This is a genomic window from Blastococcus sp. SYSU DS0619 (assembly GCF_054051035.1).
Genome location: NZ_JBJHAM010000002.1, coordinates 321,354 through 347,777 on the forward strand (window position 1 = coordinate 321,354; position 26,424 = coordinate 347,777).

Annotated in this window: 25 protein-coding genes and 4 tRNA genes; 5 read left to right on the forward strand and 24 right to left on the reverse strand. The window is 72.2% G+C overall.

The window, feature by feature from the left end; genetic code table 11:
- Positions 1 to 33: 33 nt before the first annotated feature.
- The 16 genes from ACI79T_RS04075 to ACI79T_RS04150 form a co-directional block, all read right to left on the reverse strand.
- Entirely contained in the window at positions 34 to 1,302 is a 1,269-nt protein-coding gene (locus tag ACI79T_RS04075) for an MCE family protein (RefSeq protein ID WP_456608771.1), read from the reverse strand.
- Entirely contained in the window at positions 1,299 to 2,564 is a 1,266-nt protein-coding gene (locus tag ACI79T_RS04080) for an MCE family protein (RefSeq protein ID WP_456608772.1), read from the reverse strand. The genes ACI79T_RS04075 and ACI79T_RS04080 overlap by 4 nt, the downstream gene beginning before the upstream one ends.
- Positions 2,564 to 3,817, reverse strand: a complete 1,254-nt coding sequence (locus ACI79T_RS04085; RefSeq protein ID WP_456608773.1) for an MCE family protein — start codon at positions 3,815 to 3,817, stop codon at positions 2,564 to 2,566. Before ACI79T_RS04085 ends, ACI79T_RS04080 begins: the two co-directional genes overlap by 1 nt.
- Positions 3,817 to 4,845, reverse strand: coding sequence for an MCE family protein (locus ACI79T_RS04090; RefSeq protein ID WP_456608774.1), 1,029 nt, complete (start codon positions 4,843 to 4,845; stop codon positions 3,817 to 3,819). The genes ACI79T_RS04085 and ACI79T_RS04090 overlap by 1 nt, the downstream gene beginning before the upstream one ends.
- Complete coding sequence (locus ACI79T_RS04095) at positions 4,845 to 5,912, reverse strand: MCE family protein (RefSeq protein WP_456608775.1); 1,068 nt, start codon at positions 5,910 to 5,912, stop codon at positions 4,845 to 4,847. Before ACI79T_RS04095 ends, ACI79T_RS04090 begins: the two co-directional genes overlap by 1 nt.
- Before the next feature lie 46 nt (positions 5,913 to 5,958).
- On the reverse strand, positions 5,959 to 7,338 hold the full coding sequence (locus ACI79T_RS04100) for an MCE family protein (protein ID WP_456608776.1): 1,380 nt from the start codon (positions 7,336 to 7,338) through the stop codon (positions 5,959 to 5,961).
- Between the two features lie 7 nt (positions 7,339 to 7,345).
- The gene (locus ACI79T_RS04105; RefSeq protein ID WP_456608777.1) at positions 7,346 to 8,215 is read right to left on the reverse strand and encodes an MlaE family ABC transporter permease; all 870 of its coding nucleotides are present in this window, start codon (positions 8,213 to 8,215) and stop codon (positions 7,346 to 7,348) included.
- Positions 8,215 to 9,030, reverse strand: a complete 816-nt coding sequence (locus tag ACI79T_RS04110; protein WP_456608778.1) for an MlaE family ABC transporter permease — start codon at positions 9,028 to 9,030, stop codon at positions 8,215 to 8,217. The genes ACI79T_RS04105 and ACI79T_RS04110 overlap by 1 nt, the downstream gene beginning before the upstream one ends.
- Positions 9,027 to 10,163, reverse strand: coding sequence for an ABC transporter ATP-binding protein (locus ACI79T_RS04115; RefSeq protein ID WP_456608779.1), 1,137 nt, complete (start codon positions 10,161 to 10,163; stop codon positions 9,027 to 9,029). Before ACI79T_RS04115 ends, ACI79T_RS04110 begins: the two co-directional genes overlap by 4 nt.
- 291 nt (positions 10,164 to 10,454) lie before the next feature.
- Positions 10,455 to 10,847: a 50S ribosomal protein L7/L12 gene (gene rplL / locus ACI79T_RS04120; RefSeq protein WP_456608780.1), complete on the reverse strand. Its 393-nt coding sequence runs from the start codon at positions 10,845 to 10,847 to the stop codon at positions 10,455 to 10,457.
- 17 nt (positions 10,848 to 10,864) lie between these two features.
- Positions 10,865 to 11,497, reverse strand: coding sequence for a 50S ribosomal protein L10 (gene rplJ / locus ACI79T_RS04125; RefSeq protein WP_456608781.1), 633 nt, complete (start codon positions 11,495 to 11,497; stop codon positions 10,865 to 10,867).
- A 323-nt stretch (positions 11,498 to 11,820) separates the two neighbouring features.
- Entirely contained in the window at positions 11,821 to 12,537 is a 717-nt protein-coding gene (rplA, locus tag ACI79T_RS04130; RefSeq protein WP_456608782.1) for a 50S ribosomal protein L1, read from the reverse strand.
- A gap of 110 nt (positions 12,538 to 12,647) precedes the next feature.
- Entirely contained in the window at positions 12,648 to 13,079 is a 432-nt protein-coding gene (rplK, locus tag ACI79T_RS04135) for a 50S ribosomal protein L11 (protein ID WP_269192785.1), read from the reverse strand.
- A gap of 53 nt (positions 13,080 to 13,132) precedes the next feature.
- Positions 13,133 to 14,020 (reverse strand): transcription termination/antitermination protein NusG, encoded by an 888-nt coding sequence (gene nusG / locus ACI79T_RS04140; RefSeq protein ID WP_456608783.1) that lies wholly within the window; start codon positions 14,018 to 14,020, stop codon positions 13,133 to 13,135.
- A gap of 46 nt (positions 14,021 to 14,066) precedes the next feature.
- The gene (secE, locus tag ACI79T_RS04145) at positions 14,067 to 14,603 is read right to left on the reverse strand and encodes a preprotein translocase subunit SecE (RefSeq protein WP_456608784.1); all 537 of its coding nucleotides are present in this window, start codon (positions 14,601 to 14,603) and stop codon (positions 14,067 to 14,069) included.
- Between the two features lie 70 nt (positions 14,604 to 14,673).
- Positions 14,674 to 14,749: transfer RNA gene (locus ACI79T_RS04150), tRNA-Trp, on the reverse strand.
- 224 nt (positions 14,750 to 14,973) lie between these two features.
- On the opposite strand from ACI79T_RS04150, the gene ACI79T_RS04155 reads away from it, so the two are divergent.
- Complete coding sequence (locus ACI79T_RS04155; protein ID WP_456608785.1) at positions 14,974 to 16,230, forward strand: pyridoxal phosphate-dependent aminotransferase; 1,257 nt, start codon at positions 14,974 to 14,976, stop codon at positions 16,228 to 16,230.
- A 58-nt stretch (positions 16,231 to 16,288) separates the two neighbouring features.
- Here ACI79T_RS04155 and ACI79T_RS04160 read toward each other — a convergent pair whose 3' ends face one another.
- The 6 genes from ACI79T_RS04160 to ACI79T_RS04185 all read right to left on the reverse strand — a co-directional run bounded on the left by ACI79T_RS04160 (position 16,289) and on the right by ACI79T_RS04185 (position 20,299).
- Positions 16,289 to 16,705 (reverse strand): MaoC family dehydratase, encoded by a 417-nt coding sequence (locus ACI79T_RS04160; protein ID WP_456608786.1) that lies wholly within the window; start codon positions 16,703 to 16,705, stop codon positions 16,289 to 16,291.
- Positions 16,702 to 17,160, reverse strand: coding sequence for an FAS1-like dehydratase domain-containing protein (locus ACI79T_RS04165; RefSeq protein ID WP_456608787.1), 459 nt, complete (start codon positions 17,158 to 17,160; stop codon positions 16,702 to 16,704). Before ACI79T_RS04165 ends, ACI79T_RS04160 begins: the two co-directional genes overlap by 4 nt.
- A gap of 33 nt (positions 17,161 to 17,193) precedes the next feature.
- Positions 17,194 to 17,358 (reverse strand): 50S ribosomal protein L33, encoded by a 165-nt coding sequence (gene rpmG / locus ACI79T_RS04170; protein ID WP_014378026.1) that lies wholly within the window; start codon positions 17,356 to 17,358, stop codon positions 17,194 to 17,196.
- A 107-nt stretch (positions 17,359 to 17,465) separates the two neighbouring features.
- A tRNA-Met gene (locus ACI79T_RS04175) sits at positions 17,466 to 17,539 on the reverse strand.
- Between the two features lie 56 nt (positions 17,540 to 17,595).
- Positions 17,596 to 17,668 (reverse strand) — tRNA-Thr (locus tag ACI79T_RS04180).
- A 96-nt stretch (positions 17,669 to 17,764) separates the two neighbouring features.
- Complete coding sequence (locus ACI79T_RS04185) at positions 17,765 to 20,299, reverse strand: putative bifunctional diguanylate cyclase/phosphodiesterase (RefSeq protein WP_456608788.1); 2,535 nt, start codon at positions 20,297 to 20,299, stop codon at positions 17,765 to 17,767.
- 634 nt (positions 20,300 to 20,933) lie between these two features.
- On the opposite strand from ACI79T_RS04185, the gene ACI79T_RS04190 reads away from it, so the two are divergent.
- Positions 20,934 to 21,365, forward strand: coding sequence for a pilus assembly protein TadG-related protein (locus ACI79T_RS04190; protein ID WP_456608789.1), 432 nt, complete (start codon positions 20,934 to 20,936; stop codon positions 21,363 to 21,365).
- 59 nt (positions 21,366 to 21,424) lie between these two features.
- Here ACI79T_RS04190 and ACI79T_RS04195 read toward each other — a convergent pair.
- Positions 21,425 to 21,506, reverse strand: a tRNA-Tyr gene (locus tag ACI79T_RS04195).
- Positions 21,507 to 21,611: 105 nt separating this feature from the next.
- Here ACI79T_RS04195 and ACI79T_RS04200 point away from each other — a divergent pair.
- On the forward strand, positions 21,612 to 22,103 hold the full coding sequence (locus tag ACI79T_RS04200) for a YajQ family cyclic di-GMP-binding protein (protein WP_456608790.1): 492 nt from the start codon (positions 21,612 to 21,614) through the stop codon (positions 22,101 to 22,103).
- Between the two features lie 71 nt (positions 22,104 to 22,174).
- Here ACI79T_RS04200 and htpX read toward each other — a convergent pair whose 3' ends face one another.
- Positions 22,175 to 23,053 (reverse strand): zinc metalloprotease HtpX, encoded by an 879-nt coding sequence (htpX, locus tag ACI79T_RS04205; RefSeq protein WP_456608791.1) that lies wholly within the window; start codon positions 23,051 to 23,053, stop codon positions 22,175 to 22,177.
- A 180-nt stretch (positions 23,054 to 23,233) separates the two neighbouring features.
- Here htpX and ACI79T_RS04210 point away from each other — a divergent pair, with 180 nt between their 5' ends.
- Both ACI79T_RS04210 and ACI79T_RS04215 read left to right on the forward strand, forming a co-directional pair.
- Positions 23,234 to 25,204, forward strand: coding sequence for a 2-oxoacid:acceptor oxidoreductase subunit alpha (locus ACI79T_RS04210; protein WP_456608792.1), 1,971 nt, complete (start codon positions 23,234 to 23,236; stop codon positions 25,202 to 25,204).
- Positions 25,201 to 26,292, forward strand: coding sequence for a 2-oxoacid:ferredoxin oxidoreductase subunit beta (locus tag ACI79T_RS04215; protein ID WP_456608793.1), 1,092 nt, complete (start codon positions 25,201 to 25,203; stop codon positions 26,290 to 26,292). Before ACI79T_RS04210 ends, ACI79T_RS04215 begins: the two co-directional genes overlap by 4 nt.
- The last annotated feature ends 132 nt before the right edge of the window (positions 26,293 to 26,424 follow it).

Genomic DNA, 26,424 nt, shown 5'->3' on the forward strand with positions numbered 1-26,424 from the left:
GCAGGCCGTGTTCAGCCGTTCGGGGCAGCCGGGTCAGGCGGTGGTGCGGGCGAAGGGGGTGGCGTGCAGCAGGCCGCCCAGCAGCTCGTCGAGCCCGGCCAGCACCGGCGGCCGGGTGCCCCCTCCGCTCTGCTGCCCGGAGCCGCCCACGCCACCGGAGCGGCCGATGTTCTGCTCGCCGCGGAGGTTGGAGCCGGTCTCGTCGGTGCCGTCGCCCGGATCCGGGTCGACGCCGTCGACCACCCGGCAGCGGACCGCCTCGGTGTCCAGGGCCTGGACGGCGCCCGGACCGGACAGCTGGGCGGTGGACGCGTAGCCGCTGGTGCAGGGCGGGGGGTCATCGGCGTTGAGGACGAAGCCGAAGTGCGCCCGCATGGTGCCGCCGTCGTTGCGGACGACGCTGAACCCGCCGGAGACCACGTCCGGGTAGGTGACCAGGAGCTGCTCGACGCCGTCGAGCCGCGGGATGGTGACCCCGTTGAGGACGTCCAGGTTGCGGATCAGCGGCCCGAGCCCGGGGCCGGCCTCGGCCACCAGCCGCTGCAGGGCGTCGCCGGCATCGGGACCGTTGACCAGCAGGCCGCGCAGGTCGGCGTCGCTCTGCACCAGGGTGTCGCTGACCAGCCGCAGGTCGGCCGCCCACTGCTCGATCGCCGACCGGCTGTCGACCTGGGTCTGCAGCACCGTCCGGCCGTCCGTGATGAGCCGGAGGGTCTCCGGCAGCGACTCCTGGGCGCGGGTGAGCAGCAGGTCGCCGTTGTCGATCAGCCGACCGAGGTCGTCCCCCGCCCCGGCGAAGGCCCGGCCGAGCTCGTCGACGACGATCCGCAGGTTCTCCTCGTCCAGGGAGCCGACCAGCTCGTCCACGCTCAGCAGCAGCTGCTCGACGGGCACCGGGATGGACGTCCGGTCCTGCGGGATGACCGCGCCGTCGGTGAGGTAGGGGCCCGCGTCGTCGTCGGGGACGAGGTTGACGTACTGCTCCCCCACCGCGCTCCGGGTGGCCACCACCGCCGCGGTGCTCGCCGGGATGGGCGCGGCGTCGGGCCCGATGGTCAGCGTCACGCGGACCCCGTCGTCGACGAGCTCCATGTCGCTCACCCGGCCCACGGGGACCCCGCGGTAGGTGACCTCGGCGTTGACGAAGATGCCGCCGGAGTCCCGGAAGTCGGCGGACACCTCGTACCCGGTGCCGAGCAGCAGGCGGTCCAGGCCGACGTAGGTGAACCCCAGGTAGGCCATCCCCAGCACCGCCACCATCGCGAACGCGGCCAGCTGCAGCTTCGTGGTGCGGGTGATCACGACAGGCCTCCCAGCAGGTCGGGCAGGCCGACGACGCCGCCCTCGCCGGGCGCCCGGCCGACGACGTCCTCGGGCAGCAGCGCCCCGAGGACCGAACCCGGCACGGTCCCCGGCGCGGCCGTGCCGCCCCCGGCGTTGCCGACCTCGTTGCCGGGCGGGGTGCCCGGGACGCCGCACTGCTCGCCGGTGACGTCGTCGGGCGCCGACTCCTCGAGGGCCCCGGTGAGCGGATCGACGACGTAGCGGCAGAGGACCTCGGTGAGGTCGAGGTCGAGCGTGGCGGTCATGTTGGTGAACAGCCCGTAGCCGCCGGTCCGGAGGTCCTGCCGGTAGTTCAGGGCCGGCAGCGAGCTGGCCGGGAACGGGTAGGTGAGCAGCAGGTCCAGCGAGCCGGCGAGGTCGGGGCCGGCGGCGGCCAGCTGGGCGAGGATCGGCTGGAGCAGCTGCAGGTCGGCGACGGTGTTCGCGCCCGCCTGGTCGATGATCCGGGTGCCGACGTCACCGAGCCGGGCGAGGCTGTCCAGCATCGACACCAGCAGGTCGCGCTGCTGGTTCACCACGTCCAGCCCCGGGCCGATGGTGTCCAGCGCCGTCTCGATCGTCTGCGTGCGCTCGGCCAGGCCGGCGGCGAGGGCGTTGACGCTGTCCAGCGCGCGGCCGATCTCGTCCTTCTGCTGGTCCAGCCCGCCGATGAACGTGTCCAGCTGCTCGATGGTGCTGCGGATCGCCGACTCCCGGCCCTCGAGCGCGACGCCGAGCTCCCGGGTGATGGTCTGCAGCTGGGCGAGCCCGCCGCCCCCCAGGACGAGGGAGAGCGCGCCGAGCAGCTCCTCCACCTCGACGTTGCGGTTGGTGCGGTCCAGCCCGATCCGGGCGCCGTCCGCCAGGGTGCCCTCGGGCTCCTCGTTGCCCGGGGGCGCCAGCTCGACGAACTTCTCCCCCAGCAGCGAGGTCTGGCCGACCATCGCCACGGCGTTGGCCGGCAGCTGCACGTCGCCGTTGACCGAGAGGGTCACCAGCGCGGTCCAGTCGTCGGCCAGCTCGATCTCCTCGACCCGGCCGACCGGCACGTCGGCGACCCGGACGCCGGACTGCGGCACCAGGTCCAGGACGTCGAGGAACTCCACCTGCACGGTGTAGGGCTCGTCGCCGAGGTCCGCCCCGCCGGGGAGCCCGACGGAGTACGCGCCGCGGAAGCCGCAGCCGCCCAGCAGCACGATGCCGCTGACCAAGGCGGTCGCCCGCACGAGGGCCCGGGTCATCACTGCCCTCCCGAGAGGTCGGGGAGGCCGACGAGCGCGCCGCCGGTGCGGCCGCCCCCGGAGCTGCCGCCGAAGAGCCTGGTGAGCAGCTCCTGGAGGTCGGGGACCCCGTTGCCGTCGAGGTCGTCCAGCGCGCCGTCCGCGTCGGCGTCCCCGGACAGCAGCCGGGTGCAGATCTGCTCGATCGGGGGCAGCTGCAGGCCCTGGGTCAGTGGATCGGTGAGCACGTCGGGGACCAGGTCGAGGTCCAGGCGCAGCCGCCCGGTCGCGCCCAGGATCTGGCAGACGATGATCTCGGGGCTCGTCGCGCCGAGGGAGTTGTCGCGGGTGTCCAGCGTCCCGTAGTCGGGGTTGTAGGCGTGCGCCAGGTTGCCCAGGGCCGCGGGCGCCACGTCGAGGACCTCCGCCAGCGCGTCGCGCTGCTGGACCAGGGCGAGGGTGACGTCGGCCAGCCGGTCGACGTTGGTGCGCAGCAGGTCGGTGTTGTCCCGCACGAAGCCCGCCACCTGCCCCAGCGCCGAGGACAGCAGCTGGATCGCGGCGGCCAGGTCCTCCCGCTCCCCCTCCAGCAGGTCGGCCACGGCCGCGAGGTCCTGGTTGAACCGGCCCACCTGGGCGTCGATGGTGGCCAGCGCGCCGGTGAAGGCCTGCAGGTTCTCCACCGATTCGAACAGCCCGTCCCGGTTGTCCGCCAGCGTCTCCACGGCCAGCGAGAAGCCGGTGAGCGTCCGGTTGAGGTCGTCCCCGGTGCCGGCGAGGTTGGCCGCCCCGACGTCGACGAGGTCGGACAGCGCGCCGTCCTCGTTGGCCCCGGTCGGGCCGAGCGCCGCCGACAGCTCGTCCAGGGCGCCGTACACGGCGTCGAGCTCGACCGGGGTCGCCGTGCGCTCCACCGGCACCTCGGCGCCGTCCTGCATCGTCGGCCCGCCGTCGTAGACGGGGGCGAACTGCACGTACCGGTCCGAGACCAGCGAGGGCGCCAGCACCACGGCGTCGGCGTCGGCCGGGATGTCGTAGTCCTCGTCGATCACCATCTCCACGCGCACGCGGTCACCCTCCGGGCGGACCTCGGTGATCTCCCCGACCTCGATGCCGAGGACCCGCACGTCGGACCCCGGGTAGAGGCCGACCGTCTGCGTGAACCAGGCGGTCACCCGGTACTGGCCGGCGGGCTTCAGCACCGTCCAGCCGAGCGCGCCGACCAGGACCAGCGCAGCCGCCAGCGCGACCCCGCGCTGCACCGAGCCGCTCATCAGTTGCCCTCCTGGCAGGAGACCGGCAGGCCGACCACACCGGGCCCGCCGCAGACGACGCTGCCGACCACGCCGGGCAGCAGGTTGTCGACGAAGCTGTCGAACCACCGCCCGGTGCCCAGGGTGTTGGTGAACACCCGGACGAACGGCGCCATGTTGTCGACGGTCTGCGCCAGGTTCGCCCGGTTGCGCGCCAGGATGTCGGTCACCGTCGACAGCTGCTGCAGCGCCGGGGTGAGCGCCTCGCGGTTGTCGGCCACCAGCCCGGACAGCTGGGTGGACAGCTGCTGGGTGCTGGTGAGGATGTCGTCGATCAGCTGCCGGCGCTCCTGCACCTCGGCGAGCAGTGTGTTCGAGTCGAGGATCAGGCGGGTGAACTCGCCGTTGCGGTCGGCCAGCACGTCGGTCACCGTCCGGGTCGCCGTCAGCAGCTCCCGGAGCTGGGCGTCGCGCGAGGCGATGGTGTCCGACAGCCGGGCGAGACCCTGCAGCGAGGTGCGGACCTCGTCCGGGGTCTCCGCGAAGGTCTCGGCGAGCACCTCGAAGGAGCCGGCCAGCTGCGCGGTGTCCAGGTCCTCCACGGTCGTGGACAGGTCGGCGAAGGCCTCGACGACGTCGTAGGGCGAGGCCGTCCGCTCCCGCGGGATCCGCTCGCCGGGGTCGAGCGCGGTGGCGCCGCGGGGCACCAGGGCCAGGTACTTCGCCCCGAGCACCGTCTCGATCTTGATCGCCGCCTCCGACCGGTCGCCCACGAAGGCGTCCTCGACCCGGAACTCGACGGTGACCGCGCCGTCCTCGAGGGAGAGGGCCTCGACGTTGCCCACCTTCACCCCGGCCACGCGCACCGGGTCGTCGGGCTGCAGGCCCGCCGCCTCGGTGAACTGCGCCCGGTAGACGGTGCCACCGCCGATCAGGGGCAGGGACTGCGCGTTGAACGCCAGCAGGACCAGCGCGGTGATCACCGTCAGGCTGACCGCACCCACGGTGACCGGGTTCCGGTCCCGGAAGGGACGCGACCGGCGGGCCATCAGCTGCACCCCCGCTCGCCGTTGCGCAGACCGCCGGTCGGCACCTCGACGGCGTTCTCGGTGCCGTCGGGGTTGCTGACCGGCAGGACGACGTTGCCCGACGCCCCGCACAGGAAGAAGTTGAACCAGCTGCCGTTCACCGCCGTCCGGGTGACCAGGTCGATCTTCGTCGGCGCCAGCTGCAGGAAGTCCTCGAGGACGTCCCCGCTGTCGGCCAGGTTGGCCGACAGTGCGCCGAGGGCCTCGATGTCGGCGGCCAGCGGGGCCCGTACGTCGACCAGCAGGTCGGTGGTCGACCGGGCCAACCCGTCGATGGTCTGCAGCGAGTCGAAGATGGCCTCGCTGTCGCCGGCCAGGCCGGTGACGAACTGCTGCAGGCTCACGATCAGCCCCGACAGCTGCTCGTCGCGGGCCGCCACGCTGCCCAGGACCGTGGTCAGGTTCTCGATCACGCTGCCGATCACGGCGTCCTTGTCGGCCAGCGAGTCGCTCAGCGAGGCGACGTGCGACAGGAGGCTCTGCACCGTGCCGCCCTCGCCCTGGAAGACCTGGATGATCTCGAACGACAGCCGGTTGACGTCGGCCGGCGACAGCGCCTGCAGCAGCGGCTGGAACCCGCCGAAGAGGGTGGTCAGGTCCAGCGCCGGGGTGGTCTGCGCCAGCGGGATGAGCTCGTCCTCCGCGAGGGTGCGCCCGGCCGAGCCGTCGCCCTCCTGGAGCGCGATGTACCGCTGCCCCACGAGGTTCCGGTAGCGGATGATCGCCTCGACCCCGGCCGGCAGCGGCACGTCGGCGCTGACCTCCAGGGCCACCTCCGCCACCGGCCGGTCGGTCCCCTCGGCCAGCGCGATGCCGGTCACCTGGCCCACCCGGACGCCGGCGATGCGCACCTCGTCGCCCTCCACCAGGCCGGCCACGTCGGTGAACTGCGCCCGGTAGGCCAGCTGCTCGCCGTAGCCGGCGTTGGTGATGGTGCTGATCAGCACGTAGCTGGCCAGCACGGTGACCAGAGCGAACGCCAGCAGCTTGGTGAGCGGGCCGGCCATCCCGCGCAGCGCCCTCCTCACGACGCCCACCCCGCTCCGCGGCCGACCGCTCCGCTGCGCGCCGCGCTCATCGGAGGGCCACCTGGGTGCCCCGCAGCAGCGGCGCCATCGTGGCGGCGGCGAGGTCGGACACCTCTGTCGGCTCGGTCCCGGTCTGGTAGGCGAGGATGCTGCGCACGAAGTCCAGCTCCGCTGTCGATCCGGCGAGGTCGTAGGGCAGGGACCGCCCCGCCGTCGGGTTGGGGTCCCCGGCGCCCTCGGGCACGTCGTCGGGCCCGCGGCCGCCGAGGCAGACGGGATTGCCCGAGACCGGGTTGTCCGGTGAGTCGACGTCGTCCTCCGGTGGTGTCGGGCAGTAGTACTCGCCGCGCTCGGCCGCCCGGACGAGCCCGTCGATGTCGTCGAGGCCCTGGCAGTCCGGTCCGCTCCGGTCCAGGTACGCCGGCTGGTCACCGGGCACGTAGGGGTTGCGCGGCGGCAGGGTGACGACGATGTTCAGGTTCAGCGCGGGGTCGCCGTCGGCGCCGAAGGCCTCGCTGATCATCGGGTTGAACCGGGTGAGCCCCTCCAGCAGGCACGGGTAGACCGGGGAGTACTCGGCGAAGACGCCCAGCACCGGCCGGGAGCTCTCGGCCAGCGAGATGATGGACCGCTCGTTGCTCTCCAGGAAGCCGGCCGTCACGTCGGCGGCCGACCGGCCCACGGTGAAGGTCCGGCGGAGCTGCTCGGACTGGTCGACCAGCGTCGTGCTGGTGACGGCCAGGTTGTCGAGCACCGCCAGCAGGTCGTCGGCCGCGGAGTCGTAGGTGTCGGCGGTGTCGGCGATCCCGGAGATGTCGGCCTGCAGCTGCGGCAGCACGGTGTTCAGCTCGCCGACGTACTCCCCCACCGCGGCCAGGTTGGCGCCCAGCCGGTCGCCCCGGCCACGCAGCGCGTCGGCGACCGCCCCGAGGGTGGTGGCGAGGTCCTGCGGCTCCACGGCCTGCAGCAGCGGCAGCAGGTCGTCGATCACGCGCTGCAGCTCGATGGCGTTCTCGCTGCGGTCCTGACCGATCACGTCGCCGTCGGCCAGCCGCTCGGCGCTCGGCTGCTCGGGCAGCTCCAGCGAGACGAAGCGCTCGCCGAACAGCGTCTTCGGCAGCAGCCGGGCCGTCACGTCCGCCGGGATCTGCGCCAGGTACTCCGGCTCGATCGCCAGCTCGATGACGGCGCCGCCCATCCCGGTCCGGACCTCGCGGACGTCGCCCACGATCACGCCGCGGACCTTGACGTCGGAGGCCTCCTGGAGCTGGTTGCCCACCGTGTCGGCCTCCAGGGTCACGCGGGCGACCTCGGTGAACGCCTTCTGGTACGTCGCCACGGCCAGCGCCAGCAGGAGGACCAGGACCACGAGGAAGGCCAGGCCCTGCAGCCGGCGCCGGACGACGGCGCCCCGGTCGGTTCTCATCGCCCGCTCACCCCGCGATCCGCACGGTCGTCGTCGAGCCCCAGATGGCCAGCGACAGGAACAGGTCGATGACCATCACCGCCACGATCGAGAACCGCACCGCCCGGCCCACCGCCAGCCCCACACCGGCGGGTCCGCCACCGGCGCGGAAGCCGTAGTAGCAGTGGCTGAGGATGATCACGACGGCGAAGACGAGCACCTTCAGGAACGACCAGAAGACGTCCTGCGGCGGCAGGAACAGGTTGAAGTAGTGGTCGTAGGTGCCGGTCGACTGCCCGTAGGCCTGCGTGGTGATGGTGCGGGTGGCGAAGTAGCTGCTGAGCAGCCCGAGCACGTACAGGGGGACGACGGCGATGAAGCCGGCGACGATCCGGGTGGTGACCAGGAAGGGCAGGGACGGCACCCCCATGACCTCGAGCGCGTCGATCTCCTCGTTGATGCGCATGGCGCCGATCTGGGCGGTGAAGCCGCACCCGACCGTGGCCGAGAGCGCCAGGCCGGCCACCAGCGGGGCGATCTCCCGGGTGTTGAAGTACGCCGAGAGGAAGCCGGTGAACGCCGAGGTGCCGAGCTGGTCGAGGGCCGCGTAGCCCTGCAGCCCGACCTCGGTCCCGGTGAAGAACGACAGGAACGCGATGACGCCGACCGTGCCGCCGATGACGGACAGCGCGCCGGAGCCGAAGGTCACCTCGGCGAGCAGCCGGAACGTCTCCCGCTTGTAGCGGCGCAGCGTGCGCGGCACCCAGCCCAGCGCCCGGCCGTAGAAGCCCAGCTGGTCGCCGAGGTCGTCGAGGGTGTCCAGCGGCCGCCGGTAGACGGTGCGCACGACCCTGCGCGCACGGACCCGGATGCGGTCGGTCGGCGAGAGGAGGGCCATCACGCCCCCTTCGGGGGGACGAGCTGGAAGTACAGCGCCGTCATGACGAAGTTGACCGCGAACAGCAGCAGGAACGTGATCACCACCGCCTGGTTGACCGCGTCACCCACGCCCTTCGGCCCGCCGCCGGCGTTGAGCCCCTTGTAGGCGGCCACGATGCCGGCGATGAGCCCGAAGACCAGGGCCTTGATCTCGCCGGACCAGAAGTCCTCGACCTGCGCCAGGGCGCTGAAGGAGGCCAGGTAGGCGCCTGGCGTACCGCCCTGCAGGACGACGTTGAAGAAGTACCCGCCGGCCACGCCGACGACGCTGACCAGGCCGTTGAGCAGCACCGCCACCAGCATCGCGCCCAGCACGCGGGGCACCACCAGCCGCTGGATCGGGCTGATGCCCAGGACCTCCATGGCGTCGATCTCGTCGCGGATCTTGCGGGCGCCGAGATCCGCGCAGATCGCCGACCCGCCGGCGCCGGCGATGAGCAGCGCGGTGACGATCGGGCTCGCCTCGCGGAGGACGGCCAGGACCGACGCCGAGCCGGTGAAGGACTGGGCGCCCAGCTGCCGGGTCAGCGATCCGAGCTGCAGCGCGATGACGGCCCCGAAGGGGATCGCGACCAGCGCCGTCGGCAGGATCGTGACGCTGGCGACGAACCAGGTCTGCTGGATGAACTCGCGGAGCTGGAACGGCCGCTTGGGCAGCGCCCGGAGGACGTCCAGCGCGAAGGCGAACAGGTTGCCGCTGGCCGCCAGTGGCCGGGTCGGCGAGTACTTCCCGTCCAGCAGCCCGGGTGCTCCCGGCTCACCGGTGGCCGTCATCGGTCCCCACCGGACCGCGGCAGGACGATCGTGGCGGCGGAGCCGCCCGGGTCGGCGCCGGGCTCGGGAGCCCAGTGCCGCCCACCCGTGCCGCCGGTCGGGGCGGCCGCGCCGGCGCCGGTCCGCGCGAGGAGGTCCGCCGGCAGCGACGCCCGGATCGCCTCGGCGGTGGCGGGGTCGAACTCGTGCAGCATGCGGGCGACCCGCTCCTGCCGGCGGCGCACCGCCCTGCGCTCGGGGAGGCCGGGCGAGGGGTCCAGCTGCGGCGGCACCGCGTCCCCGCCGCTGGCGCCCTTGGGCCCGATGCCGTTGTGCGCGTCGCCGCCGCGGGCCTCGAGGGCGGCCATCTCGGCCTCGACCTGGGCGACGTCCTTCTCCTCGCTCATCCCGATCGGGCCCTCGCGGCGGCCGTTGAGGAACTGGCGGACGACCGGCTCCTGGGAGGTGAGCAGCTGCTCGCGGGGGCCGAACATGGCGAGGTGGCGGCGGAACAGGAGGCCGAGGTTGTCCGGCACGGTCCGGGCGGTGCCGATGTCGTGCGTGACGATCAGGAAGGTGGCGTCGATCTGGGCGTTGAGGTCGACGATCAGCTGGTTGAGGTAGGCCACGCGGACCGGGTCGAGGCCGGAGTCCGGCTCGTCGAAGAGGATGATCTCGGGGTCGAGCACCAGGGCGCGGGCGAGGCCGGCGCGCTTGCGCATACCGCCGGAGATCTCCCCGGGCAGCTTCCCCTCGGCGCCCTGCAGGCCGACCATGTCCATCTTCTCGAGCACGATCCGGCGGACCTCGGACTCGCTCTTCCTCGTGTGCTCGCGCAGCGGGAAGGCGATGTTGTCGAAGAGGTTCATCGAGCCGAACAGCGCACCGTCCTGGAACAGGACGCCGAACAGCTTGCGGATCTCGTAGAGGCGGGACTCGCTGGTGCGGACGATGTCGGTGTCGGAGATGACGATCGAGCCCTTCTCGGGCTTCAGCAGGCCGACCAGCGACTTCAGGAACACCGACTTACCGGTGCCCGACGGCCCGAGCAGCACCGAGATCTCCCCGGGCGGCAGCGTGAGCGTGACGTCGCTCCAGATGTTCTGGCTGCCGAACGACTTGGTCAGCCCCGAGACCTCGACTGCGACGCCCACGTGTCCCCTGCCTCCGCTCCGACCGTTCCCGCCGGTTCCCCGTCCCCGCCGCGTCGACGGTCCCGGCAGTGCGCGGCGCACGGTCGACTCCGCATGCGGAGAGATCGCGTCGCGTCACTACCGGTCAGTAACGAACGGGTGCGGCGAAGGTTACGTGTGTCACGGGGTTCCGGTGACCCAGGTCTCCCCCTACCGGCCGAGAACCACCCGGACATGCGACAGGGGCCGTCCTCCGATGGAGGACGGCCCCTGTGCGGGGTGGTGCGATCCCGGGCTAGGCCCGGGAGGGGGTCACTTGACGGTGACGGTGGCGCCGGCGCCCTCGAGGGCGGCCTTGGCCTTGTCAGCGGCGTCCTTGGCGACCTTCTCCAGGACCGGCTTCGGCGCGTTGTCGACCAGGTCCTTGGCCTCCTTGAGGCCGAGCGAGGTCAGGCCGCGCACCTCCTTGATGACCTGGATCTTCTTGTCGCCGGCAGCCTCGAGGATGACGTCGAACTCGTCCTGCTCGACAGCGGCCTCGGCACCGCCGCCACCGCCACCGGCGGCCGGGGCGGCCGCGACGGCGACCGGGGCAGCCGCGGTGACGTCGAACGTCTCCTCGAACTGCTTCACGAAGTCGGACAGCTCGAGGAGGGTCATCTCCTTGAAGGCGTCGAGCAGCTCGGCGCTGGAAAGCTTGGCCATGGTGTCTCCTTCTGGGATCAGTCGTCGCTGGCCGCGTCGGCGGCCGGCGAATCGGTGGCCGGGGCGGCCGTGTCGGTGTCGGTGGTGGTGTCAGCAGCAGCGGTGTCGCCGGCGGGAGCCTCGGCGGCCGGTGCGTCGGCCGCCTTCTTCTCCTGCAGCGCGGCGGCCAGCCGGGCGACCTGCGACAGCGGGGCCTGGAACAGCCCGGCAGCCTTGGTCAGGTTGCCCTTCATCGCGCCGGCCAGCTTGGCCAGCAGCACCTCGCGCGGCTCGACGTCGGCCAGGGCGGTGACCTCGGCGGGGCTGACGGTGCGGCCCTCGACGACACCACCCTTGACGACCAGCAGCGGGTTGGCGCGCGCGAAGTCGCGGATGGCCTTGGCGGCCTCGACGACGTCGCCCTGGATGAAGGCGATCGCGGTGGGGCCGTTGAGCAGCGGGCCGAGGTCGGTGTGCCCGACCTGGTCCGCCGCCCGCTTCGTCAGGGTGTTCTTGACGACGGCGTAGCTGCTGCCCTCACCGAGGGAACGACGCAGCTGGGTCAGCTGCGCCACGGTCAGCCCGCGGTACTCGGTGAGCACCGCTGCGCTGGACGACTGGAACCGCTCGGTGATCTCGTCGATCACCGCGGCCTTCGCCTGCGTGGGCATGGGCCTCCTCTCGTCTGTCGGGCGACCACTGGACGCTGCACGACGACGGGCGATCGAGGCCCCGGAGACACGGAACGCCCCGGCGCAGGGCGCACGGGGCGATGGGCGGGCGCACGACGGCGCCCGGCTACCGGACCGTCCTCCTGCGCGGGTCGCCCGACATCTGCGGACCTTCGATCGCACGCGGACGTGCGACGACCAGCGGTCTTGGGGGGAACGCAGGCAAGAGTACGCCATGTCGACACGTCGCCGGGAGGCGGTCCCCCCGGAACGCGCAAGGGCCCCGCAGCGACGTGCGCTGCGGGGCCCTCGGGGCGCTTCGCTCAGGCGGGCTCGTCCACCGTCAGGTTGCGGGTGCGGTTCGGGTCGACCGGGATGCCCGGGCCCATCGTGGTGGAGATGGTGACCTTCTTGACGTACCGGCCCTTGGCCGAGGACGGCTTGGCCCGGAGGACCTCGTCCAGGGCGGCGGCGTAGTTCTCGACCAGCTTGGTCTGGTCGAACGACGTCTTGCCGATGACCAGGTGCAGGTTGGCCTGCTTGTCGACGCGGAAGTTGATCTTCCCGCCCTTGATGTCGTTGACGGCCTTGGTGACGTCGGGCGTCACGGTGCCGGTCTTCGGGTTCGGCATCAGGCCACGGGGGCCGAGGATGCGGGCGATCCGGCCGACCTTGGCCATCTGGTCCGGCGTCGCGATCGCGGCGTCGAAGTCGAGGAAGCCGCCCTGGATCCGCTCGATCAGGTCGTCGGACCCCACGACGTCGGCGCCGGCGGCCTCGGCCTCGGCTGCCTTGTCACCGGTCGCGAACACGATGACGCGGGCGGTCTTGCCGGTGCCGTGGGGCAGGTTGACCGTGCCGCGGACCATCTGGTCGGCCTTGCGCGGGTCGACGCCCAGGCGCATGGCGACCTCGACGGTGGCGTCGTAGGCGGTCGTCGACGTCTCCTTGGCCAGCGAGGCGGCCTGGAGCGGGCTGTACAGGGTGTCCCGGTCGACCTTGTCGGCCGCGGCGCGGAACTTCTTGCCGTGCTTCGCCATGATGTGTCCTCTCCGGGGGCCCCGTCCTTCATGAGCAGGGCCCCGGTCATGTGGTGTCCGGGCCTGGCGAGGCCCTCCCACAGGTGCTGGGTGGTGCGGGTGCGGGCTGGTCAGCCCTGGACGGTGATCCCCATCGACCGGGCGGTGCCGGCGATGATCTTCTCGGCCTGCTCGAGGTCGTTGGCGTTGAGGTCGACCATCTTCGTCTGGGCGATCTCGCGGACCTGGTCACGGGTGACCGTGGCGACCTTGGTCTTGTGCGGCTCGCCCGAGCCCTTCTCGACACCGGCGGCCTTGAGCAGCATGCGCGCGGCCGGCGGGGTCTTGGTGACGAACGTGAAGGTCCGGTCCTCGAAGACCGAGATCTCGACCGGGACGACGTCACCGCGCTGCGACTCGGTGGCCGCGTTGTAGGCCTTGCAGAACTCCATGATGTTGACGCCGTGCTGGCCGAGCGCCGGACCCACGGGCGGCGCGGGGGTGGCCGCACCGGCCTTGATCTGGAGCTTGATGACCGCGGTCAACCGCTTCCTGGGGGGCATGACTTCCTTCTATCGGTGGTGGATCAGCTGGTGCTCTGGGCGCCGTCGAGCGCTCAGATCTTGCTGACCTGGTTGAACGACAGCTCGACGGGCGTCTCGCGGCCGAAGATCGAGACCAGCACCTGCAGCTTCTGCTGCTCGGCGTTGATCTCGTTGATGGTGGCGGGCAGCGTCGCGAACGGACCGTCCATGACGGTGATCGACTCGCCGACCTCGAAGTCGACGACGGCGGCCGGCGCGGCCTGGGCGCCGCCGGTCGACGCGGCGGCCTCGGTGGCCCGGGGGGCCTGCGGCGCCGTGGCGGGCACCAGGATCTTGACGACCTCGTCGAGGGTCAGCGGCGAGGGCTTGGAGGTGGCGCCCACGAAGCCCGTGACACCGGGGGTGTTGCGGACCGCGCCCCACGACTCGTCGTTGAGCTCCATGCGGACCAGCAGGTAGCCCGGCAGCACCTTGCGGTTGACCTGCGAACGCTTGCCGTTCTTGATCTCGGTGACCTCCTCGGTGGGCACCTCGATCTGGTAGATGTAGTCCTCGACGTCCAGCGACTGGATGCGCGCCTCGAGGTTGGTCTTCACCTTGTTCTCGTAGCCCGCGTAGGAGTGCACGACGTACCAGTCGCCCGGGGCGATCCGCAGCGCCTTCTTCATCGCCTCGGCAGGGTCCTCGTCCTCCTCCGGCTCGACGTCGGAGTCGGGGGCCGCCCCGGCGATCGGGTCGGTGGCGAGGGTGTCCGGGTCGCCGCCCTCGATCTCCGGCGGCACGTCGGAGACGGCGGTGTCGGTGTCGAGGTCGGCGGTGTCGCTGGACCCCTCGGCGGAACCGGTCTCGCCGGCGCCGGTCTCGACGTCGGCGGTGCCGCGCTCGTCGAAGCGGGCGTCGTCCAGGTCGGTGCCTTCGACCGCGCTGTCGGTGTCGAAGGGCTCGCGGGGGTCGGTCACAGGGTGTCTCTTCCTTGTCAGGGGGTGTTCAGGCGCGGGACGACGGTCAGCCGAAGACGGCGATCACGCCCTGTGCGAAGAGGAGGTCGAGGCCGGCCACGAGCGCGACGACGAACGCCACGAAGATGATGACCACGGTGGTGTAGGTGATCAGCTCGCGGCGGCCCGGCCAGATGACCTTGCGCAGCTCGGCGACGACCTCCCGCAGGAAGCGCGCCAGCGAGCGGCGGGGCTTCATCTCCTCGGCGCGGGCCCGCTCCGCCGCGGCCCGCGAGCGGGTCCCGGCGCCGTCCCGGCCGGAGGCGGTGGCCGACCGCGCGGCCCGCCCGGTGCCGGCGGCCGCCTCGTCGTCCTCGTCGCCGTCGGCGGTGATCCGGCCCCGCCGGCGGCCGCGCCGGTCGCCCGAGCCGGCGACGACCTTGTCCTCGTCGGCCTGGGCCTCGCCGGCGATCTCGTCCTCGGCGGCCTCGAGCGCGGACGCGTCGTCGACCCCCGGGGCCTCGCGGTCGAGCTGCTCGTCGGTGAGCTCGCCGTCGGAGGCCGCGCGTGCGTCGTCCTCGCGGTCCGGCTTCTCGTCGCTCACTGCGCCTCGCTCGCCTCGTGGTGGTGGCCGCTCGCGCGAGGGCCGTCGGTCGGTGCTTCCGTTGTCCTGCTGGCAGGGGTGACAGGACTTGAACCTGCAGCCTGCGGTTTTGGAGACCGCTGCTCTGCCAATTGAGCTACACCCCTGTGCCCTGGGCGGGCCCGGGACGGCGTCCTCGCCATGACGGCACCCGACCTCGGGGGAGATCCGGGGCACGCCGGTGGCGGGGTCAACTGCCCCAGGGTGGCAAGTGTACGGGACCGATTCCGCCGGGAGCCAACCTCCCGTCCGGGGCCCACCCGGGGGCGGATGCGCGCGAGGGGCAACGACCGGGCCACGCGCGCACGGTGGTCTTTGACACGATGGTGCCATGACCGCCGCCTCCTCCTCGGAGTCCGCCGCCCCCTCGACCCCGCTGCCGCCCACCGAGCGACGCGTGTCCCGCCGCATCGGCGCGATCACCGAGTCCGCGACCCTGGCCGTGGACGCCAAGGCGAAGGCGCTCAAGGCCGCCGGCAAGCCGGTGATCGGCTTCGGCGCCGGGGAGCCGGACTTCCCGACGCCCGACTACGTCGTCGAGGCGGGCATCACCGCGGCCCGCACCCCGGCCATGCACCGCTACACCCCCGCGGGCGGGCTGCCGGCGCTCAAGGAGGCGATCGTCGCCAAGACCGCGCGCGACTCCGGCCTCCGGGTGACGCCCGCACAGGTCCTGGTCACCAACGGCGGCAAGCAGGCGGTCTACGAGGCGCTGGCCACCATGCTGGACCCGGGTGACGAGGTCCTGCTGCCCGCGCCCTACTGGACCACCTACCCGGAGGCGATCCGCCTGGCCGGCGGCGTCCCGGTGCCGGTGGTCGCCGACGAGCAGAGCGGGTACCTGGTGTCGGCCGCCCAGCTGGAGGCCGCCCGCACCCCGCGCACCAAGGTGCTGCTGTTCTGCTCGCCGTCCAACCCGACGGGCGCGGTGTACCCCCTCGAGCAGGTCGAGGAGATCGGCCGCTGGGCCGTCGAGCACGGCCTGTGGGTGCTCACCGACGAGATCTACGAGCACCTGACCTACGGCGGCGTGACCGCGCCGTCCATGCCGGTGGTCGTCCCGGAGCTGGCCGACCGCTGCGTGGTCGTCAACGGGGTCGCGAAGACCTACGCGATGACCGGGTGGCGGGTCGGCTGGATCATCGGCCCGGCGGACGTGGTGAAGGCCGCGACCAACCTCCAGTCGCACGCGACGTCGAACGTCGCCAACGTCTCGCAGGCCGCGGCCGTGGCGGCGCTGAACGGTGACCTCTCCGCGGTCGCCACCATGCGCGAGGCCTTCGACCGGCGGCGGCAGACGATCGTGTCGATGCTGCGGGACATCCCCGGGATCGCCTGCCCCGAGCCGCAGGGCGCGTTCTACGTCTACCCGTCGGTGAAGGGGCTGCTGGGCCGGCCGATCGCCGGGCGCACGGCGCAGACCAGCGTCGAGCTGGCCGAGCTCGTCCTGGAGGAGGCCGAGGTGGCGGTCGTCCCCGGCGAGGCCTTCGGCACCCCGGGGTACGTGCGCATGTCCTACGCGCTCGGCGACGACGACCTCGTCGAGGGCGTCACCCGCATGCAGCGCCTGCTCGGTCAGGCGGACTGAGCGGCTCAGCCGCAGAGCGGGAGCGCACCGGGCAGGACGACGGTGGTCCGGCGGCCGGTCACGGCAGCCGGACCACCGCGCGGGCGAGCGAGAGCACCTTCTCGCCGGAGCTGGTGACCGTCAGGTCGATCCGGGCGCGGCCGTCGTCCCCCACGGCGGACACCCGGCCGCGGACCACGATCTCGGCGCCGGCGTCGTCGTCCGGCACGACGACGGGCCGGCCGAAGCGCACCTGGTACTCGACGAGGGACGCCGGATCGCCGGTCCACTCGGTGACGGCGCGGGCAGCCAGCGCCATGGTGAGCATGCCGTGCGCGATGACCCCGGGCAGACCGACGGCCGTGGCCACCCGATCGCTCCAGTGGATGGGGTTGAAGTCCTTGGAGGCGCCCGCGTAGCGCACCAGGTCGGCGCGGGTCACCGGGAAGGTCCGCTCCGGCAGCTCGGTCCCGACGGCTACCTCCGGCCGGCTCATGCCGCTCCCCCGTCCGCTCCGCGGGCGACCAGCATCGTGGTCGCCGTGCAGACGGCCTCGCCGTCCTCGGTGGTCAGCTCGACCCGCGTGGTCAGCAGGTCGTTGCCACCGACGCTGCGCACGGCCTCGATGCTGGTGGTGGCGACCAGCCGGTCGCCGGCGCGGATGGGCCGGTGGTGGGCGAACCGCTGCTCGCCGTGGACCACCCGGCTGTAGTCCAGGGAGACGTCCGGGTCCTCCAGCACCACGTTCGCGGCGCCCAGCGACACGACGACGGCGTACGTCGGGGGCGCGATGACGTCGGGGTGGCCGGCGGCGCGGGCGGCCTCCGGGTCGAGGTGCACCGGATCGGTGGCACCGACCGCGGCGGCGAACTCGGCGAGCGCCACCCGGCCGACCTCGTGGACGGCAGAGGGCGGGTAGCTGCGCCCGACCAGTCCTCGGTCCAGCGTCATGCTCCCGCCCTCCTGCTCAGTCGCGGACCGCGGTCAGCGGGTCTCGCGGTGCAGCGTGTGCTTGCGCTCGCGCGGGCAGTACTTCTTCAGCTCGAGCCGGTCGGGGTCGTTCCGCCGGTTCTTGCGGGTGATGTAGTTGCGGTTCTTGCACTCCTGGCAGGCCAGGGTGATCTTCGGACGGACGTCGGTGGCTGCCATGGAGCTCTCCTAGCCTTGTGGGACAGGGCCGCGGGGCGGGCCCTGCTGCCGGGCCGGCACGAGTGCCGACACGGCGACGGACCCCGGGGTGCGGGGTCCGTCGTGAGTAGCGGTGACCGGACTTGAACCGGTGACACAGCGATTATGAGCCGCTTGCTCTACCAGGCTGAGCTACACCGCCGGGATGACCTCGCGGGCCGGTCTCGCGACAGGACCGGTAGGTCAGGTTACTGCCAGAGCCCCTTTACGGAATCGAACCGTAGACCTTCTCCTTACCATGGAGACGCTCTGCCGACTGAGCTAAAGGGGCGTGCTCGGAGCCGTCGAAGACTGTACCTGGCCGTGGTGGCCGGGTCTGCGCCGGGGCGCAGGTCCCTCCCGAACCGTGCGGGGGAGACTCTAGCAGTCACGTCCGGACGAACAGCCGGCGGTGGGTGGCACCGGGTGCGGCGGAACGCACGCCGGTGCGTGCGAGCAGCCACTTCTCCAGCCGGTCCTCGGGCAGCGGCCGGCTGATCAGGAAGCCCTGCAGCTTGTCGCAGCCCATGGCGATCAGCAGGTTGCGCGTCATCTCGTCCTCGACGCCCTCGGCGACGACGCACAGCCCCAGGTTGTGGGCCAGCTCGATGATCGAGCGCGCGATGAACGACTCCCCCTGGCTGGTGGCCATGGTGAGCACGAAGGACTTGTCGATCTTCAGCTCGTCGATGGGCAGCTGCCGCAGCTGCGACAGCGACGAGTAGCCGGTGCCGAAGTCGTCCATCGACAGCCGGAGCCCGAGGTCGTGGAGGTCCTCCAGGACCGTGCTCTCGCGCACCGAGTCGTCGATGACGCTGCTCTCGGTGAGCTCCAGGACGAGCAGCTCACCGGGCACCTGGTGCCGCGCCAGAGCACCCCGGATCCGCTCGACGAGGTCCGGCTCGCTCAGCGAGCACGCCGAGACGTTGACCGCGACCGACAGCGAGATCCCCTGGTCCAGCCAGCGGCGGCAGCGCGCCAGGGCGAGGTCCAGGACGTGGTCGGTGACGGCACCGATCCGGCCCACCTGCTCGGCCAGCCCGATGACGTCCTCGGGCGGGATGCTCCCGTAGCGCGGGTGCGTCCAGCGCACCAGCGTCTCCACCGACACGATGTCGGAGGTGTGCGCGTCGATGACCGGCTGGTAGACGACGCCGATCTGGCCGGCGGCCATGGCGTGCTCGAGCTCGGTGCCCAGCTGCAGCCGGCGGAGGCTCTGCTGGTCGAGCACCGGGTGGTAGCTGGCCACGCCGCCGGAGCTCCCCGCGGCCAGCAGGGCGACGTCGGCCCGCTGCATGAGCGTCCCGGCGTCGGCGCCGTGCACGGGGGCGGCGGCGACGCCGATGGTCAGCGACACCTCCAGGTCCAGCCCGGCCACCCGGACACGGGTGGCCGCGGCCTCCCGCAGCCGCCGGGCGGCCTGCTCGGTGGCGGCGAGGGAGAGGCCGGGGAGCAGCACCGCGAACTGCTCGCGCTCCATCCGGGCCAGGAGCGCCCGGGGCGGGGCGTGCTCGCGCAGCAGGCCGGCGGTGACCAGCAGCAGCTCGTCGCTGGCCGCGTGGCCGAGGGTGTCGGTGACGTCGGCGTAGGTGCCGAGGGAGGCGAGGATCAGCCCCGCCTGACCGCCACCGCCGGCCGACACCAGCCGGCTCACCTCGTCGGCGAGCCGCTGCCGGTTGGGCAGTCCGGTGAGCCGGTCGTGGTCGGCGTCGTAGCGGATGCGGGTCAGCAGCTGCTGCTGCCGGATCGCGGCGTTGACGTGGGTGAGCATGGAATCCAGCGCGCCGCGCTCGCTGCGGCCGAAGGACACGATGTCGCTGCGGCGGTCGCAGACCTCGAGATAGCCCGGTTCACCGGCGGCCGTGGTCACCGGCGCGCCCAGCAGCTCGGACACGCCCCGGCGGGCCAGCGCGGCGGTCTCGCCCTCGTCGGCGCGGCCGACCGAGACGCGGATCGCCCCGCCGGTGGAGGCGACCGCGCGGCGGCGCAGCGGGTCGTCGGAGTCGCCGGGCCCGTCGTACCAGTCGGCGCCGTCCTCGGTGGCCACCACGAGCCGGGGCCCCTCGTCGAGGTAGGGCGGCAGCCAGAGGGCCACCCGCTCGGCGTTGAGCAGCTCGCGCACGGCCTGGACGATCTGCCGCGTGCCGGCGTCGTCGGGCTCCACCTGCTCGACCCGGCGGGCGAACTCGTAGACCCGCTCGAGGGAGTGGCTCTCGCGGGTCACCCCGGCGAAGCGGCGGTAGACCAGCACCAGCGCGAGGGCCAGGGGGGCGATGAGCACCCAGGACCACAGGGTGGCGTGCAGGAGCAGCAGGATCGCCAGGCCCACGAGCACGGCCACCGGCCCGACCACGAACACCGGGATGGTGAGGCTGCTCCAGTACCGCCGTCCCGGATAGCCCTGGGTCGCGGTGATGGCCGCGGCGATCAGCGCTGCGGAGGCGAGGTTCGCGGCCAGGACGGCCACCAGGCAGGAGAGCCACGTGGCCGGCGACGTCACCGCCGGGGTGGGGAGGACGGCCAGGACGCCGACGGCCACGGCCGTCTCGATGATCGCCACGGCGACGTTGAAGACGATCTTCGCCGAGGGGAGGCGCTGGGCGAGCAGGAAGACCGCCACCGCCACCGCCCGGGTGACCGCCGTCCAGGTCCCGCCCACCTCGAGCAGCGCGATGACGAAGGTGAGCTCGCTGGCCGAGCTGTGGAAGCTCTGCCGCCGGAACTCGACGTGCACGTTGATCGACTCGGCCGCGATGGCCGCCAGGAGGACCGCGACGAGCACGGGGACGGCCGTCTCGCGCACGCCGGACCCGAGCAGCGCGACGAACAGCGGCAGGGCCAGGCCGAGGCCGAGCGCGGCCACGGTCCAGGGGCTGCGCACGGCACGCGGCCGACGCGGCACACGGACGTCCTGCTCAGCCACCTGCAACTGCTCTCTCCCGGGTCATAGGGCGGGCGAAGGCTAACAGCGACATCAGTCACCACCAGCCCCATCCGCCCCGGAAGAGTCAGTAGGCCCAGGAGCGAAACACGCCGTTCACCGGGGGGGACGGCGCAGGGCAGCCGTTCCGCGGAACGACTGCCCTGTGCCGGTGCACGTGGGGACGGTCAGGCCGCCTGACGCGTCCACTTCAGACCACGGGTCCACTTGAGTCCACGAGCTCGCTGATCGGTGCTGTTCATGGCGCCTCCCTCTGGGCATGACTGATTGGCTGTAGCGGCAGCCATCCACGCGCGGGGGCAGAGCGTCGTCGAATACGGACCGCGCGGGAGACACTCCTTCCCGTCACGACCGGCCACAAGCATGTCGCGGCTGACACGCCGTGCTCGTCGTCATGTCGTGACCAACCGCCACAGTCGTCACACGATTAGTGATATGGGCGCGCGACAGGGAGGGGTCTCATGCGGGGTTGCGCCACCCTGCCGCCGTCCTGCCCTGGGCCGTCGTCCACAGGCATCCCCCGGGCGTGCGCCGGACGGGTGAACCGCCGTCCACAGTGTCCACAGATCGTGTCCACAGGTGGTGGACGACGGTCGCCGGGTGCTTACGCTGCCGCGTGCACCCCGGCCAGGACGACCGCGAACGCGGCTCGACGCTGCCCTTCGTCCTGGTGTGCTGGCTGATCGCCGCGCTGATGACCTTCGGCGCCATCGCCGCCTCCGACGCCTTCCTGGAGCAGCAGGAGGTCCAGTCGGTGTGCGACGGCGCCGCCCTCGCCGCGGCGAACCAGGCCGACGAGGCCGTCGTCTACGCCCGGGGGGTCGGTACGGAGCTGCCGCTCACCCGCGCCGCGGCGCAGGCCGCCGTCGCCGACCAGCTGGCCGACGGCGGGCTGCGGCTGGACAGCTGGGGGGCCGAGACCGACGGCGCCGAGGTGACCGTGCGGTGCACCCGCTACGTCGACATCGCCTTCGGCTGGCTGTTCCTCGGCGGGCAGCAGCTGGAGCGGACCGCCGTCTCCAGCGCCCGGGCGCCCACGCTGCCCTGACCCCGGGCCGGAACGGCGACGGCCCCCGACCTGGTGGTCGGGGGCCGTCGTACCGGGCGTGGCGGGTGAAGGATTCGAACCTTCGTAGGCTAAGCCGACGGATTTACAGTCCGCTCCCATTGGCCACTCGGGCAACCCGCCGCGATTGGTACGCGGGAGAGAGTAACAAGACGAAGGGCCCCGGCACGGAACGGGTCCCCACCGACGGGCCGCTGCGGCGGGCCGTCCCGCACGGAGAGGAACGACATGGCCGACGCATCCTTCGACGTCGTGAGCAAGGTCGACCGGCAGGAGGTCGACAACGCCCTCAACCAGGCGGGCAAGGAGCTCTCCCAGCGCTTCGACTTCCGCGGCACCAACGCCACCATCGCCTGGGCCGGGGAGGAGGGCGTCACCCTCCAGGCCGACACCGAGGAGCGGGTCGCCGCGGCGCTCGAGGTCTTCAAGGAGAAGCTGATCAAGCGCGGCATCTCGCTGAAGGTGCTCGACGCCGGCGAGCCGCAGTCCTCGGGCAAGGGCTACAGGATCGGTGCGACGATCAAGCAGGGCATCGAGTCCGACACCGCCAAGAAGATCGCCAAGCTGATCCGCGACGAGGGCCCCAAGGGCGTCCAGGCGCAGATCCAGGGCGACCAGCTGCGGGTGAGCGGCAAGAAGCGCGACGACCTGCAGGCGGTGCAGCAGCTCCTGCGCGGGGCGGACCTCGACGTCGCCCTGCAGTTCGACAACTACCGGTGACCTGACGGGACGGCCCCCGCCCGGAGTCCCACCACGAGCGTGCGAGTGGTGCGCGGGACGGGGGTCCTCCCTCAGCGCTGGCCGAGCTCGCGGGCCATCTGCTCCAGGCGGGCGATCCGCTCCGGCATCGGCGGGTGGCTGGCGAACATCGACGCCATCCCCTGACCGCGGAACGGGTTGGCGATCATCAGGTGGCTCTGGGTGACCAGCCGCTCCTCCTGCGGCAGCGGCCGGGCGGCGGTCCCCCGCTCGATGATGCGCAGCGCGTCGGCCAGCGCCAGCGGGTCCTGCGACAGCGCGGCGCCCGACGCGTCGGCCTGGAACTCGCGGCTGCGGCTGACCGCCATCTGCACCAGCCCGGCGGCGAGCGGGCCCAGCAGCATGAGCAGCAGCCCGCCGATCATGTTGCCGCCGCCGCGGTCCTCGTCCGACCGCCCGCCGAACAGCGACGCGAACATCGCCATGTGCGCCAGGTAGGTGATCACCGTGGCCATGGCGGCGGCGACCGAGCTGATCAGGATGTCGCGGTTGTAGACGTGCGAGAGCTCGTGGGCGAGCACACCGCGCAGCTGCCGGCGGTCCAGCAGCTCCAGGATTCCCTGGGTGACGCAGACGGCGGCGTTGCGCGGGTTGCGACCGGTGGCGAAGGCGTTGGGCTGCGCCGTCGGGCTGACGTAGAGCCGCGGCATCGGCTGCCGCGCCTCGGTGGCCAGCTCGCGGACGATCGCGTAGAGCGCGGGCGCCTGGGTCTGCGTGACCGGGAAGGCCCGCATCGACCGCAGCGCCAGCTTGTCGGAGTTGAAGTACGCGTAGCCGTTGACGCCGAGCGCGATCACCAGCGCGATGAGCAGGCCACCGCGCCCGCCGATGAGCGCACCCGCCATCAGGATCAGCCCACCCATGAGGCCCAGGAGCAGGGCGGTCTTCAGTCCGTTGTTCCAGCGATGCACGTCCGCTCCAACGTCGTCCTCCGGGCCCCCGTTCCCGCCGTCCCCCGGTGGAATGACGGGGCCACCGGCACGGTTGTCACCCCCGAACGCGGTGAAATCGTCGCCGCTGCAGCGTGTCCGGTTGCACAGCCCGGCCGCCGACACACGCACGTAACCTCGCCCGGTGGAGGTAGACCGCTGATGACTGGCACCAACCCGACCGTCGCGCCCTCGGACTCGAACGGCGCCCTGGCCACCACGGTGTCCAGCTCGGCCCCCGGCGGGCTCCTCAAGAGCGTCGTGGAGCTCGACCGCGTCGTCATCCGGCTGGCCGGTGACTCCGGCGACGGCATGCAGCTGACCGGCAACCGCTTCACCAGCGAGACGGCGTCCTTCGGCAACGACCTGAAGACGCTGCCCAACTTCCCCGCCGAGATCCGGGCGCCGACGGGCACCCTGCCGGGTGTCAGCTCCTTCCAGCTGCAGTTCGCCGACCACGACGTCATGACGCCGGGCGACGCCCCGGACGTCCTCGTGGCGATGAACCCGGCCGCGCTCAAGGCCAACCTCGGCGAACTCCCCGGTGGTGGCCTGCTGATCGTCGACTCCGACGAGTTCACGCCGCGCAACCTGGCCAAGGTCGGCTACGCCACCAACCCGCTCGACGACGGCTCGCTCGAGGGGTGGCAGACCGTCAGCGTGCCGCTGACGTCGATGACCCTGGACGCGCTCGCCGACTCCGGCCTGGGCAAGAAGGAGGCCGAGCGCAGCAAGAACATGTTCACGCTCGGCCTGCTCTCGTGGATGTACCACCGCCCCACCGAGGGCACGATCCGCTTCCTCGAGCGCACCTTCCGCCGGAAGCCGGAGATCGCCGCGGCCAACATCGCCGCGTTCCGCGCCGGCTACAACTACGGCGACACCACCGAGGCCTTCGCCGTCTCCTACGAGATCAAGCCGGCCCCGATGAAGCCGGGCCGCTACCGGAACATCTCGGGCAACCAGGCGCTCGCCCTGGGGCTCGTGACCGCCGGCCAGCGCGCCGGGCTGCCGGTGTTCCTCGGCGCCTACCCGATCACCCCGGCGTCGGACATCCTCCACGAGCTGTCCCGGCACAAGGCGTTCGGCGTGCGCACCTTCCAGGCCGAGGACGAGATCGCCGGCATCGGCGCGGCCCTCGGCGCCTCCTTCGGCGGCGCGCTGGGCATCACGACGACGTCGGGTCCCGGGGTGGCGCTCAAGGCCGAGACGATCGGCCTCGCCGTCATGACCGAGCTGCCGCTGGTCATCGTCGACGTGCAGCGCGGTGGCCCCTCCACCGGTCTGCCGACGAAGACCGAGCAGTCGGACCTGCTGCAGGCGATGTTCGGCCGCAACGGCGAGGCCCCGGTGCCGGTCATCGCCCCGCGCTCCCCCGGCGACTGCTTCGACGCCGCCGTCGAGGCGGCGCGGATCGCGCTGACCTACCGGACGCCGGTCATGCTGCTCTCGGACGGCTACCTCGCCAACGGCGCCGAGCCGTGGGCGATCCCGGCCACCGACTCGCTCCCCGACCTCAGCGGCGCGGCGGGCTTCGCCACCGAGCCCAACGGCGAGGACGGCGAGTTCCTCCCCTACCTGCGCGACCCCGAGACCCTGGCCCGGGCCTGGGCCATCCCGGGCACCGCGGGCATGCAGCACCGCATCGGTGGGCTGGAGAAGGCCGACCGGACCGGCAACATCTCCTACGATCCGGCCAACCACGACTTCATGACCCGCACCCGGCAGGCCAAGATCGACGGCATCGCCGCGTCCATCCCGGCCACCGACGTCGAGGACCCCGACGGCGACGCGCGCGTCGCCGTCATCGGGTGGGGCTCCACCTACGGCCCCATCGGCGCCGCCTGCCGGCGGATCCGGACCTCCGGCCGGAAGGTCGCCCAGATCCACCTGCGGCACATCAACCCGTTCCCGGCCGACCTCGGCGAGGTCCTGGCCCGGTACGACCGGGTGATCTGCCCGGAGATGAACCTGGGCCAGCTGGCGCTGCTGCTGCGCGCCAAGTTCCTCGTCGACGTGCAGAGCCACACCCAGGTGCGCGGGATGCCGTTCCGCTCCGCCGAGTTGGCCGCCGTCATCCAGGACGCCATCGACACCGGAAAGCCCGCCGCTGCGAACGGAGCACCCCAGTGACCACCATCGACCTCGGCATGCCCACCGAAGGCCCGATCGCGGACGCCATCGCCGCCTCCGTCGAGAGCCAGGGCGAGAAGCAGACCACGCTCAAGGCCAAGGACCTCAAGACCGACCAGGAGGTCCGCTGGTGCCCCGGGTGCGGTGACTACGTCATCCTCAACGCGGTCCAGAGCTTCCTGCCCAGCCTCGGCATCGCCCGCGAGGACATGGTCATCGTGTCCGGCATCGGCTGCTCGTCGCGCTTCCCGTACTACATGAACACCTACGGGATGCACTCGATCCACGGCCGCGCGCCGGCGATCGCCACCGGCCTGGCCGCCTCGCGCCCCGACCTCTCGGTCTGGGTCGTCACCGGGGACGGCGACGCGCTCTCCATCGGCGGCAACCACCTGATCCACGCGCTGCGGCGGAACGTGAACATGACGATCCTGCTGTTCAACAACCGGATCTACGGGCTGACCAAGGGCCAGTACTCGCCCACCTCCGAGGTCGGCAAGGTCACCAAGTCCACCCCGATGGGCTCGCTGGACCACCCGTTCAACCCGGTCTCGCTGGCCCTCGGCGCCGACGCCACCTTCGTGGGCCGGGCGATGGACTCCGACCGCAAGGGGCTCACCGAGGTGCTGCGGCAGGCCGCCGAGCACCAGGGCACGGCGCTGGTGGAGATCTACCAGAACTGCAACATCTTCAACGACGGCGCGTTCGACCTGCTCAAGGACTCCTCCACGGGCCCGATGTGGACGATCCCCCTGGAGCACGGCAAGCCGCTGGTGTTCGGCCCGGACGGCGCCTCCTGCGTGGTCCGCGACGACTTCGGTGGCCTGCGGATCGCCGAGAGCAACCAGGTCGACGCGAGCGAGATCGTCGTCCACGACGCCACCCGTGAGGACCCGTCCTACGCGTTCGCGCTGTCCCGGCTGTCCTCGCAGGACCTCCGCTACAGCCCGATGGGCGTCTTCCGGTCGGTGCGCAAGCCGACCTACGAGCAGATGATGGCCGAGCAGCTGCACGAGGCGCGCCTCCAGGGCCCCGGCGACCTCGACGCGCTGCTCGCCGGCGGCGACACCTGGACCGTCGGGCAGTAACACCGTCGTCCTCCGGACGACAGCCGTCGGGCCCGTCTCCTCCCCAGGAGGCGGGCCCGACGCCGTTGCGAGGATGCTGGTGGCATGGAGCGGTACGAGCGGGAGCCCCTCTCGCCCGCCGGTCAGATCGAC

Excerpts from the sequence above, each read along its gene's own strand:
- ACI79T_RS04080 (WP_456608772.1), bottom strand. The coding sequence starts at position 2,564 with ATGACCCGGGCCCTCGTGCGGGCGACCGCCTTGGTCAGCGGCATCGTG.
- rplA (WP_456608782.1), bottom strand. The coding sequence starts at position 12,537 with ATGGCGAAGCACGGCAAGAAGTTCCGCGCCGCGGCCGACAAGGTCGAC.
- rplJ (WP_456608781.1), bottom strand. The coding sequence starts at position 11,497 with ATGCCCACGCAGGCGAAGGCCGCGGTGATCGACGAGATCACCGAGCGG.
- rplK (WP_269192785.1), bottom strand. The coding sequence starts at position 13,079 with ATGCCCCCCAGGAAGCGGTTGACCGCGGTCATCAAGCTCCAGATCAAG.
- ACI79T_RS04210 (WP_456608792.1), top strand. The coding sequence starts at position 23,234 with ATGACTGGCACCAACCCGACCGTCGCGCCCTCGGACTCGAACGGCGCC.
- ACI79T_RS04200 (WP_456608790.1), top strand. The coding sequence starts at position 21,612 with ATGGCCGACGCATCCTTCGACGTCGTGAGCAAGGTCGACCGGCAGGAG.
- ACI79T_RS04085 (WP_456608773.1), bottom strand. The coding sequence starts at position 3,817 with ATGAGCGGCTCGGTGCAGCGCGGGGTCGCGCTGGCGGCTGCGCTGGTC.
- ACI79T_RS04165 (WP_456608787.1), bottom strand. The coding sequence starts at position 17,160 with ATGACGCTGGACCGAGGACTGGTCGGGCGCAGCTACCCGCCCTCTGCC.
- ACI79T_RS04160 (WP_456608786.1), bottom strand. The coding sequence starts at position 16,705 with ATGAGCCGGCCGGAGGTAGCCGTCGGGACCGAGCTGCCGGAGCGGACC.
- ACI79T_RS04105 (WP_456608777.1), bottom strand. The coding sequence starts at position 8,215 with ATGGCCCTCCTCTCGCCGACCGACCGCATCCGGGTCCGTGCGCGCAGG.
- rplL (WP_456608780.1), bottom strand. The coding sequence starts at position 10,847 with ATGGCCAAGCTTTCCAGCGCCGAGCTGCTCGACGCCTTCAAGGAGATG.
- ACI79T_RS04100 (WP_456608776.1), bottom strand. The coding sequence starts at position 7,338 with ATGAGAACCGACCGGGGCGCCGTCGTCCGGCGCCGGCTGCAGGGCCTG.
- ACI79T_RS04110 (WP_456608778.1), bottom strand. The coding sequence starts at position 9,030 with ATGACGGCCACCGGTGAGCCGGGAGCACCCGGGCTGCTGGACGGGAAG.
- rpmG (WP_014378026.1), bottom strand. The coding sequence starts at position 17,358 with ATGGCAGCCACCGACGTCCGTCCGAAGATCACCCTGGCCTGCCAGGAG.
- ACI79T_RS04155 (WP_456608785.1), top strand. The coding sequence starts at position 14,974 with ATGACCGCCGCCTCCTCCTCGGAGTCCGCCGCCCCCTCGACCCCGCTG.
- ACI79T_RS04090 (WP_456608774.1), bottom strand. The coding sequence starts at position 4,845 with ATGGCCCGCCGGTCGCGTCCCTTCCGGGACCGGAACCCGGTCACCGTG.